General features: G+C 60.7%; 18 protein-coding genes, 1 tRNA gene and 2 riboswitches. Of the genes, 2 read left to right on the forward strand and 17 right to left on the reverse strand.

Annotated elements, in window-relative coordinates; all coding sequences use genetic code 11:
- Nucleotides 1–30: 30 nt before the first annotated feature.
- From gcvH to NCT04_RS14165, 5 genes are all read right to left on the reverse strand, one after another.
- Nucleotides 31–411, reverse strand: coding sequence for a glycine cleavage system protein GcvH (gcvH, locus tag NCT04_RS14145; RefSeq protein ID WP_250466057.1), 381 nt, complete (start codon nt 409–411; stop codon nt 31–33).
- 75 nt (nt 412–486) lie between these two features.
- The gene (gcvT, locus tag NCT04_RS14150) at nt 487–1608 is read right to left on the reverse strand and encodes a glycine cleavage system aminomethyltransferase GcvT (RefSeq protein WP_250466060.1); all 1122 of its coding nucleotides are present in this window, start codon (nt 1606–1608) and stop codon (nt 487–489) included.
- 123 nt (nt 1609–1731) lie between these two features.
- Nucleotides 1732–1849, reverse strand: a riboswitch (glycine riboswitch).
- Between the two features lie 22 nt (nt 1850–1871).
- A riboswitch (glycine riboswitch) is annotated at nt 1872–1985 on the reverse strand.
- Between the two features lie 105 nt (nt 1986–2090).
- A complete protein-coding gene (locus tag NCT04_RS14155; protein ID WP_250466062.1) occupies nt 2091–2483 on the reverse strand; it encodes a hypothetical protein in 393 nt (130 codons plus the stop codon).
- Nucleotides 2480–3280, reverse strand: coding sequence for a hypothetical protein (locus NCT04_RS14160; protein WP_250466063.1), 801 nt, complete (start codon nt 3278–3280; stop codon nt 2480–2482). The genes NCT04_RS14155 and NCT04_RS14160 overlap by 4 nt, the downstream gene beginning before the upstream one ends.
- A gap of 154 nt (nt 3281–3434) precedes the next feature.
- A complete protein-coding gene (locus tag NCT04_RS14165; protein WP_250466065.1) occupies nt 3435–4478 on the reverse strand; it encodes an oxidoreductase in 1044 nt (347 codons plus the stop codon).
- A 311-nt stretch (nt 4479–4789) separates the two neighbouring features.
- On the opposite strand from NCT04_RS14165, the gene NCT04_RS14170 reads away from it, so the two are divergent.
- Nucleotides 4790–6877: a UvrD-helicase domain-containing protein gene (locus NCT04_RS14170; protein ID WP_244826576.1), complete on the forward strand. Its 2088-nt coding sequence runs from the start codon at nt 4790–4792 to the stop codon at nt 6875–6877.
- Nucleotides 6878–7061: 184 nt separating this feature from the next.
- Here NCT04_RS14170 and NCT04_RS14175 read toward each other — a convergent pair whose 3' ends face one another.
- Nucleotides 7062–7961, reverse strand: coding sequence for a c-type cytochrome (locus NCT04_RS14175; protein ID WP_244826577.1), 900 nt, complete (start codon nt 7959–7961; stop codon nt 7062–7064).
- 304 nt (nt 7962–8265) lie between these two features.
- On the opposite strand from NCT04_RS14175, the gene NCT04_RS14180 reads away from it, so the two are divergent.
- A tRNA-Arg gene (locus NCT04_RS14180) sits at nt 8266–8341 on the forward strand.
- A gap of 54 nt (nt 8342–8395) precedes the next feature.
- Here NCT04_RS14180 and NCT04_RS14185 read toward each other — a convergent pair.
- The 11 genes from NCT04_RS14185 to NCT04_RS14235 all read right to left on the reverse strand — a co-directional run bounded on the left by NCT04_RS14185 (nt 8396) and on the right by NCT04_RS14235 (nt 15415).
- Nucleotides 8396–9427 (reverse strand): tyrosine-type recombinase/integrase, encoded by a 1032-nt coding sequence (locus NCT04_RS14185; RefSeq protein ID WP_250466298.1) that lies wholly within the window; start codon nt 9425–9427, stop codon nt 8396–8398.
- Nucleotides 9340–9675: a helix-turn-helix domain-containing protein gene (locus tag NCT04_RS14190; protein WP_250466067.1), complete on the reverse strand. Its 336-nt coding sequence runs from the start codon at nt 9673–9675 to the stop codon at nt 9340–9342. The genes NCT04_RS14185 and NCT04_RS14190 overlap by 88 nt, the downstream gene beginning before the upstream one ends.
- 408 nt (nt 9676–10083) lie before the next feature.
- Nucleotides 10084–10236, reverse strand: coding sequence for a hypothetical protein (locus tag NCT04_RS14195; protein ID WP_250466069.1), 153 nt, complete (start codon nt 10234–10236; stop codon nt 10084–10086).
- 4 nt (nt 10237–10240) lie between these two features.
- On the reverse strand, nt 10241–13027 hold the full coding sequence (locus NCT04_RS14200) for a toprim domain-containing protein (RefSeq protein WP_250466072.1): 2787 nt from the start codon (nt 13025–13027) through the stop codon (nt 10241–10243).
- Nucleotides 13028–13029: 2 nt separating this feature from the next.
- The gene (locus NCT04_RS14205) at nt 13030–13293 is read right to left on the reverse strand and encodes a hypothetical protein (protein WP_250466074.1); all 264 of its coding nucleotides are present in this window, start codon (nt 13291–13293) and stop codon (nt 13030–13032) included.
- 152 nt (nt 13294–13445) lie between these two features.
- Nucleotides 13446–13649 carry a hypothetical protein gene (locus tag NCT04_RS14210; RefSeq protein WP_250466076.1) on the reverse strand — a complete coding sequence of 68 codons (204 nt, stop codon included), beginning with the start codon at nt 13647–13649 and terminating at the stop codon, nt 13446–13448.
- Nucleotides 13650–13651: 2 nt separating this feature from the next.
- A complete protein-coding gene (locus NCT04_RS14215) occupies nt 13652–13864 on the reverse strand; it encodes a hypothetical protein (RefSeq protein WP_250466077.1) in 213 nt (70 codons plus the stop codon).
- 13 nt (nt 13865–13877) lie between these two features.
- On the reverse strand, nt 13878–14426 hold the full coding sequence (locus NCT04_RS14220; protein ID WP_250466078.1) for a BRO-N domain-containing protein: 549 nt from the start codon (nt 14424–14426) through the stop codon (nt 13878–13880).
- An 86-nt stretch (nt 14427–14512) separates the two neighbouring features.
- Nucleotides 14513–14761, reverse strand: coding sequence for an Ogr/Delta-like zinc finger protein (locus NCT04_RS14225; protein ID WP_250466080.1), 249 nt, complete (start codon nt 14759–14761; stop codon nt 14513–14515).
- Nucleotides 14762–14878: 117 nt separating this feature from the next.
- Nucleotides 14879–15175, reverse strand: coding sequence for a DNA-binding protein (locus NCT04_RS14230; RefSeq protein ID WP_250466082.1), 297 nt, complete (start codon nt 15173–15175; stop codon nt 14879–14881).
- 3 nt (nt 15176–15178) lie between these two features.
- Nucleotides 15179–15415 carry a hypothetical protein gene (locus tag NCT04_RS14235; RefSeq protein WP_250466084.1) on the reverse strand — a complete coding sequence of 79 codons (237 nt, stop codon included), beginning with the start codon at nt 15413–15415 and terminating at the stop codon, nt 15179–15181.
- Nucleotides 15416–15464 lie beyond the last annotated feature (49 nt).

The following is a 15464-nucleotide window of genomic DNA, read 5'->3' on the forward strand; positions in this document are numbered from 1 at the left end:
AAACGCAACCGCTTTCGTCATTGAGATGAGTTATTCGCCGATCGACTTGCCGTAGCCTTCGGCGTCGAGCAGCTTGTCGAGACTGGCGTCGGCGGCCGGCTTGATCTTGAAGAGCCAGCTTTCGTACGGTGCGCCATTCACCGAATCCGGCGACGAAGTCAACGCGTCGTTCGCGGCGACGACTTCGCCCGACACCGGCGCGTAAATATCGGATGCCGCTTTCACGGATTCGATCACCGCGATGGCGTCGCCCGCCGCGACTGCCTTGCCCGCCGCGGGCAGTTCGACGAACACGATGTCGCCCAGCGCTTCTTGCGCGTGATCGGTAATGCCGATGGTCAGCGTGCCGTCGGATTCGGTGCGGACCCATTCATGCGATTCGGTATATTTCAGATCGGCCGGGATGCTCATTGGATGCTCCTTGCGTAATTCGTTCGTGGGGTTCGTGATCGGATGGCGCGCGCCACGTTCGTCCGCTGTCGGGCCTCAAAGGCTCACGAGCGTCTTGCCGTTGCGCACGAACGGAAGTTTTACCACGCGCGCGGCAACTTGCTTGTCGCGGATGAGCACTTGCACCGTATCGCCGATCGCCACTTGCGTCGGGACGCGAGCGAACGCAATCGACTCCTGCATCGACGGCGAAAACGTGCCGCTCGTGATCTCGCCTTCGCCGTGCGCCGTCACGACCTTCTGATGCGCGCGCAGCACGCCAGCCGCACGCCCGTTCTCCTTGATGAGCACGAGCCCGACGAAGTTCGACTGCAAGCCGTTCGCTTCGAGCGCGGCGCGGCCGACGAAATCGCGCGGGGTTTTCAGGTCGACGGTCCAGGCGAGGCCGGCGTCGAGCGGCGACACGGTTTCATCCATGTCCTGGCCGTAGAGATTCATGCCGGCTTCGAGACGCAAGGTGTCGCGTGCGCCGAGGCCTGCGGGCTTCACGCCGGCTTCACGGAGCGCGTTCCACAGCGCTTCCACGTGCGTGGCGGAAACCACGATCTCGAAGCCGTCCTCGCCCGTGTAGCCGGTGCGCGCGAGCATCAGTTCGCCGAAGGGCGTGGTTGCGAACTTCGCCGCATTGAAGGGTTTGAGCGATTCGGTTTCGGCGCGCGTCTGTGGCAGCACTTGCCAGACCTTTTCGCGTGCATTCGGACCTTGTACCGCGATGATGCCGAAATCGCCGCGCGGGCGGATCGACAGATCGAAACCACCTTCCGCGTTCAGTTGCTGGAACCACGCGATGTCTTTATCCGCCGTGCTCGCGTTCACGACCACGCGGAAACTCGTTTCGGAGAAGTAGTAGACGATCAGATCGTCGATGACGCCGCCGTCGGTCTTGAGCAGGCACGAATACAGTGCGCGGCCGGGCGTTGTCAGCTTGTCGACGTTATTGGCGATGGCGTGCAGAAAGAAGGGCCGAACGGCGTCGCCTTCGAAATCGACGACGCGCATGTGCGATACGTCGAACATGCCCGCGTCGGTTCGGACGGCGTGATGTTCGTCGATTTGCGAACCGTAGTTGACGGGCATGTCCCAGCCGCCGAAATCGACCATGCGCGCGTTGAGCGCGAGGTGGGCGGCATGCAAGGGCGTGTGTTGAAGAGCGGTCATCGGGGCCTCGGTTCGCGAAACAAAAAGGCCACGCAGCGCGCAGATATCTGCCTTCGCCGCGACTATGCCTTTGCTCGCTGACTTTCAGCAGCGCAAAGCGCATACCGGCTGGCGGTTGCGATGCGTGACCCCTCTGTCCTCGGTACCTGAGAGATTGCGCGGATCAAAAAATCCGTCGCGCGCCCCTTCGGTGGGCTGCTGACATCGTTCGATGCCGCTGCCGCTCTCCAGAGTGCGAAAAAATTGCCCGAAAGGGCGATTTCTTCGACGCGGCCGGTCCTTTTGCCTGAGAGTTTGTGGGTGTGCCCCTTCGGCGGCGCAGCTCGCTTGGCGATTTTGAAATCGACAGAAGCCACGCGCTCTCCCGACGCGTGCGGCCGAATTTACGCGACCGAATTAGGCTTGTCAAACGGATTCGGACGGGGCTGAGTGTGCGGTGGAGCGGGTTGTGGCTGGCGACGATGCCTTGCCATGCGTCGGCCTCAGAACGTCGTTGACAGGGTCGAGTTGATTTGCCCCTGAAATGCATCGGTTTTCGGCAAGAACGCCAGACAGTTCGCGACGAGGTCGGTGGCGTCGTGCTGACTAAACGGCTCCGTGAGATGGTAATCCGCGTGCGTACGCACTTTTTTCAGGTCGATGAGCACGTAGGCCAGCGCCCGGCCTCTGTTCCCTACGGTCATGAGCCGATTTGTCAGCCGTTCATGTTGACCGGCAACCTCGCGCGTTGACGGCAAGCAGGCGTCCGCCACGGCAAGCGTTTTGTGATAAGCGGCGTAATAAGCTCGCGACGCGCCGGATCGCCATTCGCATTCGCTATTGCCTGCCGACAACTGCTGCGCCAGATGCAGCAGATCGGAAACCTGGATGCTCATTGCACCACCTCCATTAGCGCACTGCGGGATGCAAGCGCACTAAGCGAACCAACAGGGCGACAGACGAAGGTAATCACCTCTGGGTACGCGTTATCGAAGGTCGTGGTCAATGCCTCGGCAATCGCGAAGTTGACGTTTCCACACTGGCTTGCAGTTTCGTCGACATAAAGCTCGTATCTCGTTGTGTCGTCGTAAATCATCAACCTGCTGCCGCGAATCATGCAGCCCTGCGAGCGGATTGCTTCGACCGCCGTTTCCAACAAAGCAAGCCGTTGCTCGGCATCGACGCCGCAACGAAGAAAGATCTGTGCCGTCGCTTCGATGTCGCGCGGTAGCTCCGCATCGCCTTCGGCAACGGTTCCATTGAGATCATGAGCAAGCATGATTGCCGCCGCCTCTTCGGCATGCAGCGCCGTGACGAATACACGAGCTGCCTTGATCCGGCTTGTCGGGTCGCTACGCTGCGTATCGGCGAGCAAGCGCGCGTAGTTCACCGCCATGCGCGGCTCTCCGAGATCGCACATTAGCGACGCCACATTGGTCAGAATGGTGACGTCATGCCTCGCCAATGCCTGCGCGGCTTCGGAGCAACGAACGCATTCGTCGCGATCACCACGGAGGAACGCGGTGAATGCGAGTACGAGCCAACATATCTCAGGACGTTCGCGGCCCTTGCTCAAGAACGCAAGCGCTTCTCGCTCGATGCGCCTTACCTGGAACTCGTTGCTCTGCGCCGTGATCACCATATCGATCAGATCGCATAGCCATTCTGTTGCAACAGCTTTCGGGACATTCAAGGGAACGCACTCCGGATATTCGTTTGCGGTCGATTCGAAATACTACCGCCTCGATCGCGCCAGGCGTTTGTCTCTTTAATGTGAATTAAATGCCCCTGCTGGAAGGCACGGAATTATTGCCGCAATCGTTCGAGTGAGCGCAAAGGCCGCTTCGTCAATGTCGAACAAACTCCACCCGCCGCCCTTCCTTTTCACTCTGAATAGACAACTCGATGATCGCCATCACATCCACCGCATCCTGCGGCTTAACGGGGAACGGTTTGCCGTCCAACACGGCCCCCGCTAGCGCCCGATAAAACTCCACATACGCTCCGTCGCGGGTGGCGAAAGCCTGACGCAGATCGTGATCGCCATCGACTTCGCGCAGCAAGCCCGGCGGGTTCTTGCCGAATTCCGAATGCCCCGGCCGCATGCCGGAGCGCAGTTGATCTTCCTGCACATCGAGCCCGCTCTTCACATAGCTGCCGCGCGTGCCGTGAATCGTGAAACGCGGCGGATCGAGCGCCGCGAGCGCGCTTGCATGCAGAACGACTTCCTTATCCGCATAGCCGAGCACGAGATGCACGTAATCCGGCGCATGCGCGTGGTCGCGATGCGCCTTCACGAATGCCGTCACCGTCGCGGGCGCGCCGAACAACGTCAGCGCCTGATCGATCAGATGCGGCCCGAGATCGAACAGCAAGCCGCCGCCGCGCGATGCTTCCTCACGCCAGCGCTGCGGCACTTTCGGACGAAAGCGGTCGAAATGCGATTCGTAATGCGTGATGCGCCCAAGCCGCCCGCTTTCGATCAACGCGCGCACGGTCATGAAATCGCCATCCCAACGGCGATTGTGGAACGGCGCGAACAGAAGCCCGCGCGATGCGGCGAGATCGGCGAGCGTGCGGGCATCGCGCGAGCAAAGCGTCACGGGTTTGTCGACGACCACATGCTTGGCCGCCGACAACGCGCGATGCGCGAGGTCGAAGTGCGTGTCGTTAGGCGTGGCGATGACGATGCAATCGAGCGCGTCGATGGCGAGGAGCGCATCGAAATCGGCGACGATCCGTGCATCGGGATAATCGGCCTCGGCGCGCTCGGCCTGGCTCGTCGCGATGGCCGTCACCTCCGCGCGGCCGCAGTGTTCGATGACCGGCGCGTGAAACGTCGCGCCCGCCAGACCATAGCCCATCACGCCGACTTTCAGTTTTGAACTCATGCTTGGCGTCCTTTGAATCGGTAATCCGGCTGGATATTGTGGCATGTCAGTCGGACGCGGCGCGCTCGATGCGTTGTTCACGGCGGCGTCACGATCATCCACCGATTGACGGACGATGGTCCCGTTTGGCGACAAGACGCAATCGCGAGCGCCACCCATCGTCCGAACGAACGAGGGCCAAAACCCGTCGCGTTCTATCGTGTTAACATCGCGCTCTCGCGCATTTTTTGCGGTCGCACGCGCGTCGCTGCGATGCGCGCAGTCCATCAGGCACCGGCGCCGCCGCGAGCCTCAACTCAAAGTCCAAAACGATGTCCGCAGGTCTGAACGCCGCGCAAAGCGAAGCCGTGCGCTATCTCGACGGTCCCTGTCTCGTGCTCGCCGGTGCGGGCAGCGGCAAGACGCGCGTGATCACGCAGAAGATCGCGCATCTGATCGAAGGACGCGGCTTCGAGCCTAGGCACATTGCCGCCCTCACCTTCACCAACAAGGCCGCGCTCGAAATGCGCGAGCGCACCGCGAAGCTGCTCGAAGGCAAAACGCTCACGACGCCCGGCAAGGAAGGCCGCAAGGTGCCCGTGAATCAGTTGACCATCTGCACGTTTCACTCGCTCGGCGTGCAGATCATGCGTCAGGAAGCGGAACATGTCGGCCTTAAACCGCAGTTCTCCATCATGGATTCGGACGATTGCTTCGGCATGGTTCAGGAGCAGCTCGGCACGACCGACAAGGGCTTGATCCGCAAGGTGCAGTCGATCATCTCGCTGTGGAAGAACGCGATGGTCTCGCCCGATCAGGCGTCCGTGCTCGCGAACAACGAAGACGAGCATCAGGCGGCGATTGTTTATCGGAGCTACGCGGCGACCTTGCATGCGTATCAGGCGCTGGATTTCGACGATCTCATCCTGCGTCCCGCGCAACTGTTCGCCGAAAACGAGCAGGTTCGCGACAAGTGGCAGAACCGTCTGCGATATCTCTTGATCGACGAGTATCAGGACACCAACGCCTGTCAGTACGAGTTGTTGAAGCTGCTGGCTGGTCCGCGCGCCGCCTTCACCGCCGTGGGCGACGACGATCAGGCCATTTACGGCTGGCGTGGCGCCACGCTGGAAAACCTCGGACAGTTGAGCAAGGACTTCCCGAAACTGCATGTGGTAAAGCTGGAGCAGAACTATCGCTCGACGGTGCGGATTCTGACAGCGGCGAACAATGTGATCGCCAACAATCCCAAACTGTTCGAGAAGAAGCTCTGGTCCGAGCACGGCATGGGCGACAGCATCACCGTGACCGGTTGCAATGACGAAGAGCACGAAGCGGAGTCCGTCGTGTTCCGGCTGTCGGCGCACAAGTTCGAACGGCGCGCGGCGTTTCGCGACTACGCCATTCTGTATCGCGGCAACTTTCAGGCGCGCATCTTCGAACAGGTTTTGCGGCGTGAGCGCATTCCGTATGTGCTGTCGGGCGGGCAGTCGTTTTTCGACCGCGCCGAGATCAAGGACATCATCGCGTATTTGCGGCTGATCGCGAATCCCGACGACGATCCCGCGTTCATCCGCGCGATCACGACGCCGCGCCGCGGTGTCGGCAACACGACGCTCGAAGCGCTCGGCGCGTTCGCCGGCGCGGCGAAGGTGTCGCTCTTCGAGGCCGTGTTCATGGGCGGTATCGAGGCGCGCTTGTCGGCGCGGCAAGTGGAACCGCTGCGCACGTTTTGCGAGTGGATTCGCAGGCTGTCGGACCGCGCCGCGCGCGATCCGGCGAGCACCGTGCTCGACGACATGATGGAAGCGATCCACTACGAAGCGTATCTCTACGATGCCTACGACGAACGGCAGGCGCAATCGAAGTGGCAGAACGTGCTCGAATTCTGCGAGTGGCTCAAGCGCAAGGGCACGAAGCCGGAGCCATCGGCGGAAGCGGAACAGACCGGGTTCGATACGGCCGACGGTCTTTCGGATGACGGCAAGAATCTGCTCGGCCTGATTCAAACCGTCGCGCTGATGTCCATGCTCGAAGGCCGCGACGAAGACCCGGACGCGGTGCGGCTATCGACGGTGCATGCGTCGAAAGGGCTCGAATATCCGCACGTGTTTCTGGTGGGCGTGGAGGAAGGCATCATGCCGCATCGCGGCAGTTCGGACGATGACGCGCCAGTGGATTCCGCGCGTATCGAGGAAGAACGGCGGCTCATGTATGTGGCGATCACGCGGGCGCAGCGCAGCCTGCATCTGAACTGGTGCAAGAAGCGCAAGCGCGCGCGGGAAACGGTGGTGTGCGAGCCATCGCGCTTCATCCCCGAGATGCTGCTCGACGATGCACCGCCGCCGACGGCCGAAGAAGCACCGTTGTCGCCGAAGGATCGGATGGCGATGTTGAAGGCGATGTTGCAGAAGGGGTGATGAGCGCTGCGCGCTTGGCAGTCTTGAAGCGCGTCGAGCGTATGCATAAGATATAGAGCTGCAGACGCGGTCCCGGCGGCTACCGTCGAAAGGCAAGCCGGCTACTCCCCGTTCGGCGAATATCGCGTTATAAAAGCAAAGCCCCGCGACGCTCACACGCACGCAGGGCTTTTACCGCCGCCATTCACTTCGAAGCATTCACCATGTAATCGACGGCGGCTTTCACGTCCGCATCGGATGCGTTCGATCCGCCTTTCGCCGGCATCGCGCCCTTGCCGTGCAGCGCGTAGTTGTAGACGGTGTCCATCGGATCTTTCAAGCGCGGCGCCCAAGCTTCCTTGTCGCCGAACTTCGGTGCGTTGAGCACGCCGGCCGCGTGGCACGCCTGACAAACCTGCTCATAGAGCGCCTTGCCGGCTTGCGATGCATCGGCGCTTTGCGCGCCCGCTGCCGGAGCAGCAGCCTGCGGCACCGATGCCAGCGCGGCGACTGCCGCCGCAGCCTGAGCGTTCTCCGTCGAACTCGCGCCAGCCGCCGCGCCGGATGCTCCGGCTGCGGGAGCCGCGGCGCCTGCCGTTGCGCCAGAAGCGGGTTGAGCCGGTTCGGGGAACTTGGCGCCGCCATCGTTGGCCATGTAGACGACTGCGCGAGCGATTTCGAAGTCGCTATAGTCGTCGGGGCTCGTGCCGCCGCGCGCGGGCATGGCGCCCTTGCCGTTGAGCGCGTTATGCAGAAGCGTGTCGTAGCCTTCGCTGATGCGCGGGGCCCAGGCGCTGGCATCGCCGAACTTGGGCGCGCCTGCGGTTCCTGCCGCGTGACAGGCCGAGCACACGGCCTTGAAGACTTGTTCGCCGGTCTTGTAGACGCGTGGCGCGTTGGCATCGCGGATATCGACTTGAGCGGCCGGTGCAATACGTTCCTTGACCGAAGCTTCGAGGTCGGTGCCGGCGCCGGTGCGAGTCGAGTTATTCACATAGACCGCGAGCAGGATGATGATGGCGACCGGTATGCCAAACCCCGCGATCACCGCCGCGATGAGTTGGCCGGGTGTTTTTATTGGGGCTCCGTGGGGTGCTTCGCTCATGCTTGTCTCGTCTCCCGTTTTTTCTAGGTGAGTCGGTTCAGTGACAGCGTGTGGCTACCGCGATTGCCCTCCTTCTGTATGAGGGCACGGTCGATTATAGACGGAACGTTTAACGCAGGGCGTGGGCCGCCTGCTTTGGTTTCACGCGCGTTTACCCGAACCGGCGCGGGTTCCGAGCTTCCAAGAAAGGCGCTCGCGCGGGCCGCGCGATGGACGGATTCATCGAAAACAGGTATTCTCTCGGATTCGCATGGGTCTTGCAGACGCTTCTCCAGCGTCCCCCGCAGCCAAGATCCTCGTCAACGCGCCCGTAGCTCAATGGATAGAGTACTGCCCTCCGAAGGCAGGGGTTGCTGGTTCGATCCCAGCCGGGCGCACCAAGTCTGACAAGGGTTTCGGCGATTTCTCCCGTTCTGCCCTCCTTCTTATTGCAGCTAAATTGCAGCTAGTCTCGGCTTAGGCAATAGCGTCAGCGGCATAACCCACTGCGCCAAATGGTCGGCCGACAGGTGCGCGTACCTCTGCACCATCTCCATCGTCTCCCACCCGCCGAGCTCCTTCAACACTTGCACCGGCGTGCCGCGCTGCACGTGCCAGCTTGCCCATGTATGCCGCAAATCGTGCCAGCGGAAGTCGCGGATACCGGCGCGCTTCAGCGCCTTGCGCCAAGCGGCTGTCACCGTCTGGTAGACCGGCTTACCGTGATAGACGAACACGCTGTCAACATACTCAGGCGCGCGCTTCTTCGGCACCTGGCGGCGTAGCACCGCGATTGCTGTGTCGGACAGAGGCACAGTGATCGCTTTCTTTGCCTTCGCCTGGTCAGGATGAATCCAGGCGATCCGCCGCACGATATCGACCTGCGACCAGTGCAGCCCCGTCACGTTCGAGCGGCGCAATCCGGTTTCAAGGCTAAACCGCGCCATGTCGGCAAGATGCTCAGGCAGCTCAGCCAGCAACCGCTCAGCTTCCGCCGGCGTCAGCCAGCGGATACGCTTCGCGACGATCTTCGGGCGTTTCGTCACCGGCGCGCGGTCCAGCCATTCCCACTCGACGGCCGCATTAAGCACGGCTTTCAGCACGCCGATGACACGGCGTACGGTGCCAGCGCTGACGGTCCTGCCAGTGTCCACCACGCCATGTTTCGTTCTTATCACGCGAGTTTCCCTCCTCTTTGCCATTGCGATCGCGTCGACGCGGTCCCGGTCGATGTCGGCTAAGGCAACACCTGACAGGTGTTGGTCGAGCCATCGCAGATGCGTTTTCGACGTCTCCAGGCTAGAGAGCCCTTCGCGGTCGCTTATATACCGCACGACAGCATCGTTCCAGGTGTAGCGCGGCTTCATGCCAAGCCGCGCCTGATTCCACAGATCCACCCTCAGACGGTCGTAAAACTCTTGGGCTTGTTCCTTGTTGCTGGTGCCAGTGCTTCCTTGTATCGGCGATCCGCCACCAGGGGGGTACAGCTTGTATTGCCAGTTCGGACTGGACTTCCGTTTGTAGAGCGACAATTTTTGACTTCCTCCTGCTGATCGCCCTGCACAACTCGCGGAGTCCATTCTCCGGCGAGGTAGCGTTGCAAGGCAACCGTCGAAAATATCCAGCGCTTGCCGACTTTACGGCCGGGCAGCTCTCCGGCCTTCGCCTTCAGGCGAACCGTTTCAGGATGCGCGCTGAGCAGCGCGGCGGCTTGCTTGAGATCTATGGTGTTCATCGGGCTATCTACCGAGCGCGACGCAGCGGGGGAGGGGCAGCGCAACTAGTGGAATGATGGCAACGGCCAAAAACGCATTGTACGTCGTTGATTTATTTGGTTTTTCTGTGCCACTAGTTGCCATCAAAAACACGTGGCACGGTCTCCTGACTCGTGGCCCAAAAAATAGGCAGCGTCGCTGACTGATGGCAAAACGATTAAGACTCGTGGCGTGCGCATTGAGGGTCTTCCCGGTATTTCTGCCCTTCTTTCTTCTTTCTTTACAACAACTTAGAAAGAGAAGAGATAGGGGAAGCAGCAAACAGTCTACAAATGGACTAGTGGCAAAATCACAGTGACTAGTGGCAAACAGAGGGTGACTCATGGGAGTACTCTTCTCAACAATCAATGACTTACGTGAAGTCGCCATCAAAATAGGTGGGCATTCTGATTTGCCCGTGCCTTCCCCGCGCGAAAAACGGCCTCGCTCGGCGATTCGCGCACCAAAGAGGTGCCTAATTCGATGGAGAATGATGCGTCGGCGGCAGCTAGCGCCGCCAATTGGAGGTTGTTGTAGGGCATCGGACTACGCTCCCTGCAAGGCGTCGGTCGCTAGGTCTTCGCGAACGGACACGTGGAGGTTGAAGTCGGCAAGCCGCCTAAGTGAGATCGGAGTCAGGTAGGGCACACGTCGAGTGAAGATGCGGCGCTCTACTTCCTTGTCCCCAACAACGACCCCTGCATGCTTGAGCTGCGCTTTGAACACGCGGTCTGACTTAACAGGCAATCCATTCCAGATGTCACGCAAAGCGCTCGTATGTGCGATGTGGTCCATCACATGCCCGGTGCGCATCAGAAGGCAGAACTCGCCATCGACCGTATCGAACGTGTACGGATGCTTGTAGTTGCCCCCATCGATCTCCGACAACACCGTTTCCAAGATCCAGACCCATGGTTCTCGGTCTGCACTTGTTTCAGAGACGTGGCTGTTCATTTCGGCAATCAGATCCCTGATGAAATGGCCGTCATGCGCGTCAATGCCGGCGAACTTACAGAGGTACTTCCAAGCGAGGTTGACAGCCGCATAGTTGCCCGCCATGCGGGTAGCGCCGTCGTCCTCACCGCTCGCGCGACAATTCGCGAGCGCCTCGTTGCGCAATTCTGCGTAGGTCGCCATAACGGAGCGCTTATCGAGACGAGCGAGGAACTCAAGCCACTGCCGCACGGGAAAGCGCGGCAGATCGTCGGGCAGCAGCGGGCCTCGCTTGCCCGTCAAAGTGGTGCGCACGAGCTTGCCGAGCAGACTACGCACGGGCACATCCTCACCGGCCAGCATCACCGGCGCGCAGAGGAGGTATTCCGTCATGTCGGAGCCACGTCGAGTGACGGTGTACTGGTAGTTCTCCTGCAACAGTCCAACCGCCTTGTCGATCACGTCCTGTCGGCGCGCCGACAGCTCTTCCCACCCGACCGGGTGGCTCGTGTGGCTGATGCTGGTGAGCAATCGAAACTCGGTTTGCAGCGACTGACCCGAGAACATCGTGAACGCCAGGGCACGCTCGAGCCGTTTGATCAAGGTCGACTTGCCCGCCCCCTTGTTCGCCTGGACGGTGATGTGCGGCCAGAAGCCCAACAGCGCCTTGAGGTGACCGCCTAGGGCCCACACGAGAGGTATGGTTGCAGCGTTGTACTTGAACGTCGTCTGGAATGCGCTAATCACGCGGCGAGCGTCCGCGATCGGCCCGCTCGGAAACGTAAGGTTGTGATAGGGGCACTGTTTGTCCGCCTCGGTGTAGTAGCAGTCGGGACCCTCGTTCACGATCAGCCGGCCTTCGCGCCATGCAAGCCCCACGAAATTCGCGGCCTGTCGCGCCCCGAGGTCAGCTCCGCGCTCGAGGATGTTCACCATGCGCTTGAACGGTGCTGGCGACCAGATAGGTCCGAATTTCCCCCACTGATCGACGTTGTGCAGCTGGTCGTCCAGAAACACGCGGCGAATAAGCTGCGCGCCGTGACGCGCGGCCTGGACCGAGACGGCGAAATAGACACTTGGCGCCTGATCGGCGTCGCCCGTCATGGTCGATGTCGCACTGGCCACGGCGACACGACTTATACCTGCGATGCGAAAACCGCAGAGGTCCGTGATCACCGGCGTTTCGACTCCTGATTCCTCGTTGCGGTCCATCTTCGTGATGTAGCTCGTGAAGTCGGGGCGCACGCGAAAGCGCCAGTACTGCGCGAAGTCGTGAGAGGGCAAGAAGATGCGCGGCCGCCCTCGGCGCGTTGCGTCGCCCGCGAAACCAGCAATGAGCCAAGGTTCGAGCTGGTCCACCGCCCGAGCAAGCTCGGCCGCGCCGCGCAGCTGCAGATAGTCGTTGACGTCGTTGATCGGCTTGCGTGTTTTTTCGCCATCGGCGAGATCAGCAAGCCACTGAGCTTGGTCAACGAGCATGGCGCTGATGTTCAGGCTCGTGAGCCGCTCATAAAGCGCCCACGCGGCCTCCGGCCCAGGACGCTGGCCAGCGCGTGGATGACCATCAGCGAACGGCTCGTCGTTGTCCATGCAGATGACGACTTGTTTGCCTCGAAGCAATGTGAAGTCGATGGCGTCAACGTTTGCCAGACCGCGCAAGGCAAACGCTGCTGTGCCCGGCAAGGCGCACGTGTCGATCGATAGCGCATTGATTGCGCTTTCGACGACATACGCGCGCTTGGCCTTAGCTAATCGCCGAGCGTCGGCCGTCCATCCGAACCCGGATTTCTCGCCTTGGGTTTGCGTCTTGACGCCGCCGTTCAAAGACGGGTCCACGTAGCGCACATCCACGGCCACGACACGCGTGTCGGCGGGGGCACGAACCACGAACGCTGCTGCAGGGCCGCCGTAACCGACCTCGCCCTGGACGACCTTGGAGCTCGTCCAGGTGTTGAAGCCGAGGGTGCGCGCGCTAATTGCTGCATCAATCGCTGCATCAGAGATCGCGCGGCCGCGAAGATACTCGCGTGCAGATTGCGGATCGGCGAGGCAGCGATCAGCGATGTATTCAACGGTCGATTTATCCCGTCGGTCGGTCGATGTGGGCCGATCCATGGGGATGCCATAGGCGTCGCGCAGATACCGCACCGCCTCGGCGACGGTCCCGCCGCGAGTGAACATCACGAGGTCAACGCATGAGCCTCCTGCGCCGCTGCTGTGGTCCTTCCATCCGGTGCCGTACTTCGGATGGTTCATGTAGATCGACAGCGATGGACTTTTGTCTTGATGCTGCGGCGAGTGATACAGCGCCTTATTGCCGCCTCGACCGCGCTTGATACCGAGGCGATCGGCCAGATCGTGCAAGTCGATACGATGCTTCAATTCGTCGATCGTAGCCATGATTAGTCGTGTAGCCCGGAATGCTGCGCGCTTGCAGTGATTGGATTGCCATCCGTTGGCGCGCTGAACACGACCGCATTGAGCGCCTCCGCTGATTGTGGAAAGGCAAGGGCAAGGCGATCGCTTAGCGCCGCGACGAACAGACTGAGCGTCGCTTGCCGCGCGACGCTGCCAGGCCGGTTGTCAAATCGAAGGACCGCAGCCGCAGACGCGATGGCTGCTCTTAATGCCGCATCGTGCGGTGTGGCCTCTTGGGAATGGTTCATGTGTACCTCCGCTCTAGCAAGGACGCCGTCTCTCAACTGAAAAAGAGAAGGCGCAATCAACCAGATAGGGAAAACCTCGGCACCGTGCCGTTGCAAGGCGCGGAACTGCCTAGGGAAAGGTTATTGAGCGCCGAACTGCCGGCGCACTCGGTTCAATCGTCGATATCGTTCGCAGCGCGCCGCTTGGCGTCGAGCGCCTGCCGCGTACGCGCTTGTTCACGGTTGCGCCACGCGTGCGCGGCAGCTTCGACGGCAAGCCGTACAGCGCGATGGCGCATTGACGTGTCGAAGTCGCCAACCATGCGCAAGTGCTTCCAAGCCGCGCGCAGATCAGTCTCGCTCAGCGACTCGCGCATCGTCAGTGAAGAACGAGCGGGGTCAGCACAGGCATGTCGGCGCGGACATCCCAATAACATCGCAACGAGTAACCTAAGCGGTGTGCGACGCCGACGAACACAAACGGATCGATATCAGCGTGCCAGAGAGCGTGCAGGTATTCGACCCTTTGATGAGAAGACGCTTTCGCCGGATCGAACGGGATAGCTACGGGCGCTGATGCAAGACGTGCCATGTCGGTCTCCGTTTTAGTGGCCGAGCGACTGTTGCTTCAGTCCCGGCGCAAGCGTTTCAATTTCGGACACTGGCATGCCGAGCAGCCGGGAGACATGACGCAGGTTCGCGTGAAGTTCGAGCGCCAGGCCGCGCTCGCTGGTCCGAGAAAGGTCTTTGGCAAGCGTGCCGCGGTAGCGCAGTGCTGCCAGCCGCTGTGAGACGCTCAAGCGTCCGGTCTGCTGCGGTACCTGCCGACCTTCCAACACGTCGAGGACCCAAGCGCGAAAGGCCTTCGCACGCTCCGTGCGGGCCAGCATGCCGAGCAAATAGCAACCGCGCGGGCTGAAGATGCGCACCTGCTGGCGGCCGCCGGCGGTATCCAACTCGACGAGTTGCGTCATCGCGTCTGTGAACTCGTCAGCGTTGGATTCAAATAGCTTGTGGACGGATATACGGCCCTTCTCGTAGCCCAAGGCGTCCCCGATCTGGGGACCCCTGAGCCACGGCACATTGCGAATATCGACGACATCGAATTCGATGTCCTTGAACACAAGCACAGCGGATGAAGACTCTGACGTCATGCAACTCTCCTGTTTTGAGGGGCAAAGGAAATCCCTCGCGCCGTGGCGGCACGATGCAAGAGACAAAGAAATCGAGTGGCTGTCTGCTACAGAGGCAGATCTAGCTGTTGAGCCAGGCGCTCACGCACGTGTGGTGAGAGCGGCAACTTCAAATCGAGATTTGGTGTGGCGGACGGAGAAAGCGTGCGGGCAAACTCCATATTCACGACGTATGTGTGACCACATTCAGGATTCGTGCATTGATAGGTAACCTCGCGAAAGGTCAGCGAAATCTCGTGACTGCTACGCGCGACTGCGCGAGAACGACAATGCGGGCACCGATTCAGGACTGCCATATCGGTTCACTCCAATTTAGGTCGACATGCGCTGCTGCAGCGCCGGTTGTCTGCACTTTGCACAGCACGTCGATTCCGTTTCGGTAATACGGGCACGGGCCCATTCAGCACGGCGATTCAAAGTTCACCCGAGCCTTGCACGCGGCGACATTCGCCATGACCTTGTCGGGCGCATTCACAATGAACTCCGACCTCCCCAAGCGTGGCCATCGCATCAAGATATTTACGGGTCACCAGCACAAACCCGACAGCAGCAACGAGCGTATCGAGTTTGTCGATGACCACCCCTTGGCCGCCACTTAAGAATCGACTGACCTGAGAGTCGTCCCAATTTAGGGCAGCTTGTACCTCGTGGCGTTTTGGGCCGTGCAGCGACTGCCGCAACGCGGGCTCGATAAGGGCAGGGTGACGCATCGCTCAACCTCCCGCAATGATCTTTGCGTGCTTATGAGTCGTCGAGCCGCTAACTTTTGCGATGTAGAAGTCGATGCCTTCGAGGTAGATCGAACGCGCCACGCTGGAGGTGGAACTGTTGAGCGTCTCAGACAGCTCTTCAAGCATGCGTCGCTCATTCGGCATGAGTCGCATGTAGACAGGCTTGGCGGACAGCACGCCCTTGGGCGCGCGTCTATAAGGGATTTTCTTCGAAAGCACGGCGGATATACTCCAGTCGATAACCTTGCACAGGATAATAGTGAACGAA

The sequence above is a fragment of the Caballeronia sp. GAFFF2 genome (assembly GCF_023631485.1).
Lineage (GTDB): Bacteria > Pseudomonadota > Gammaproteobacteria > Burkholderiales > Burkholderiaceae > Caballeronia.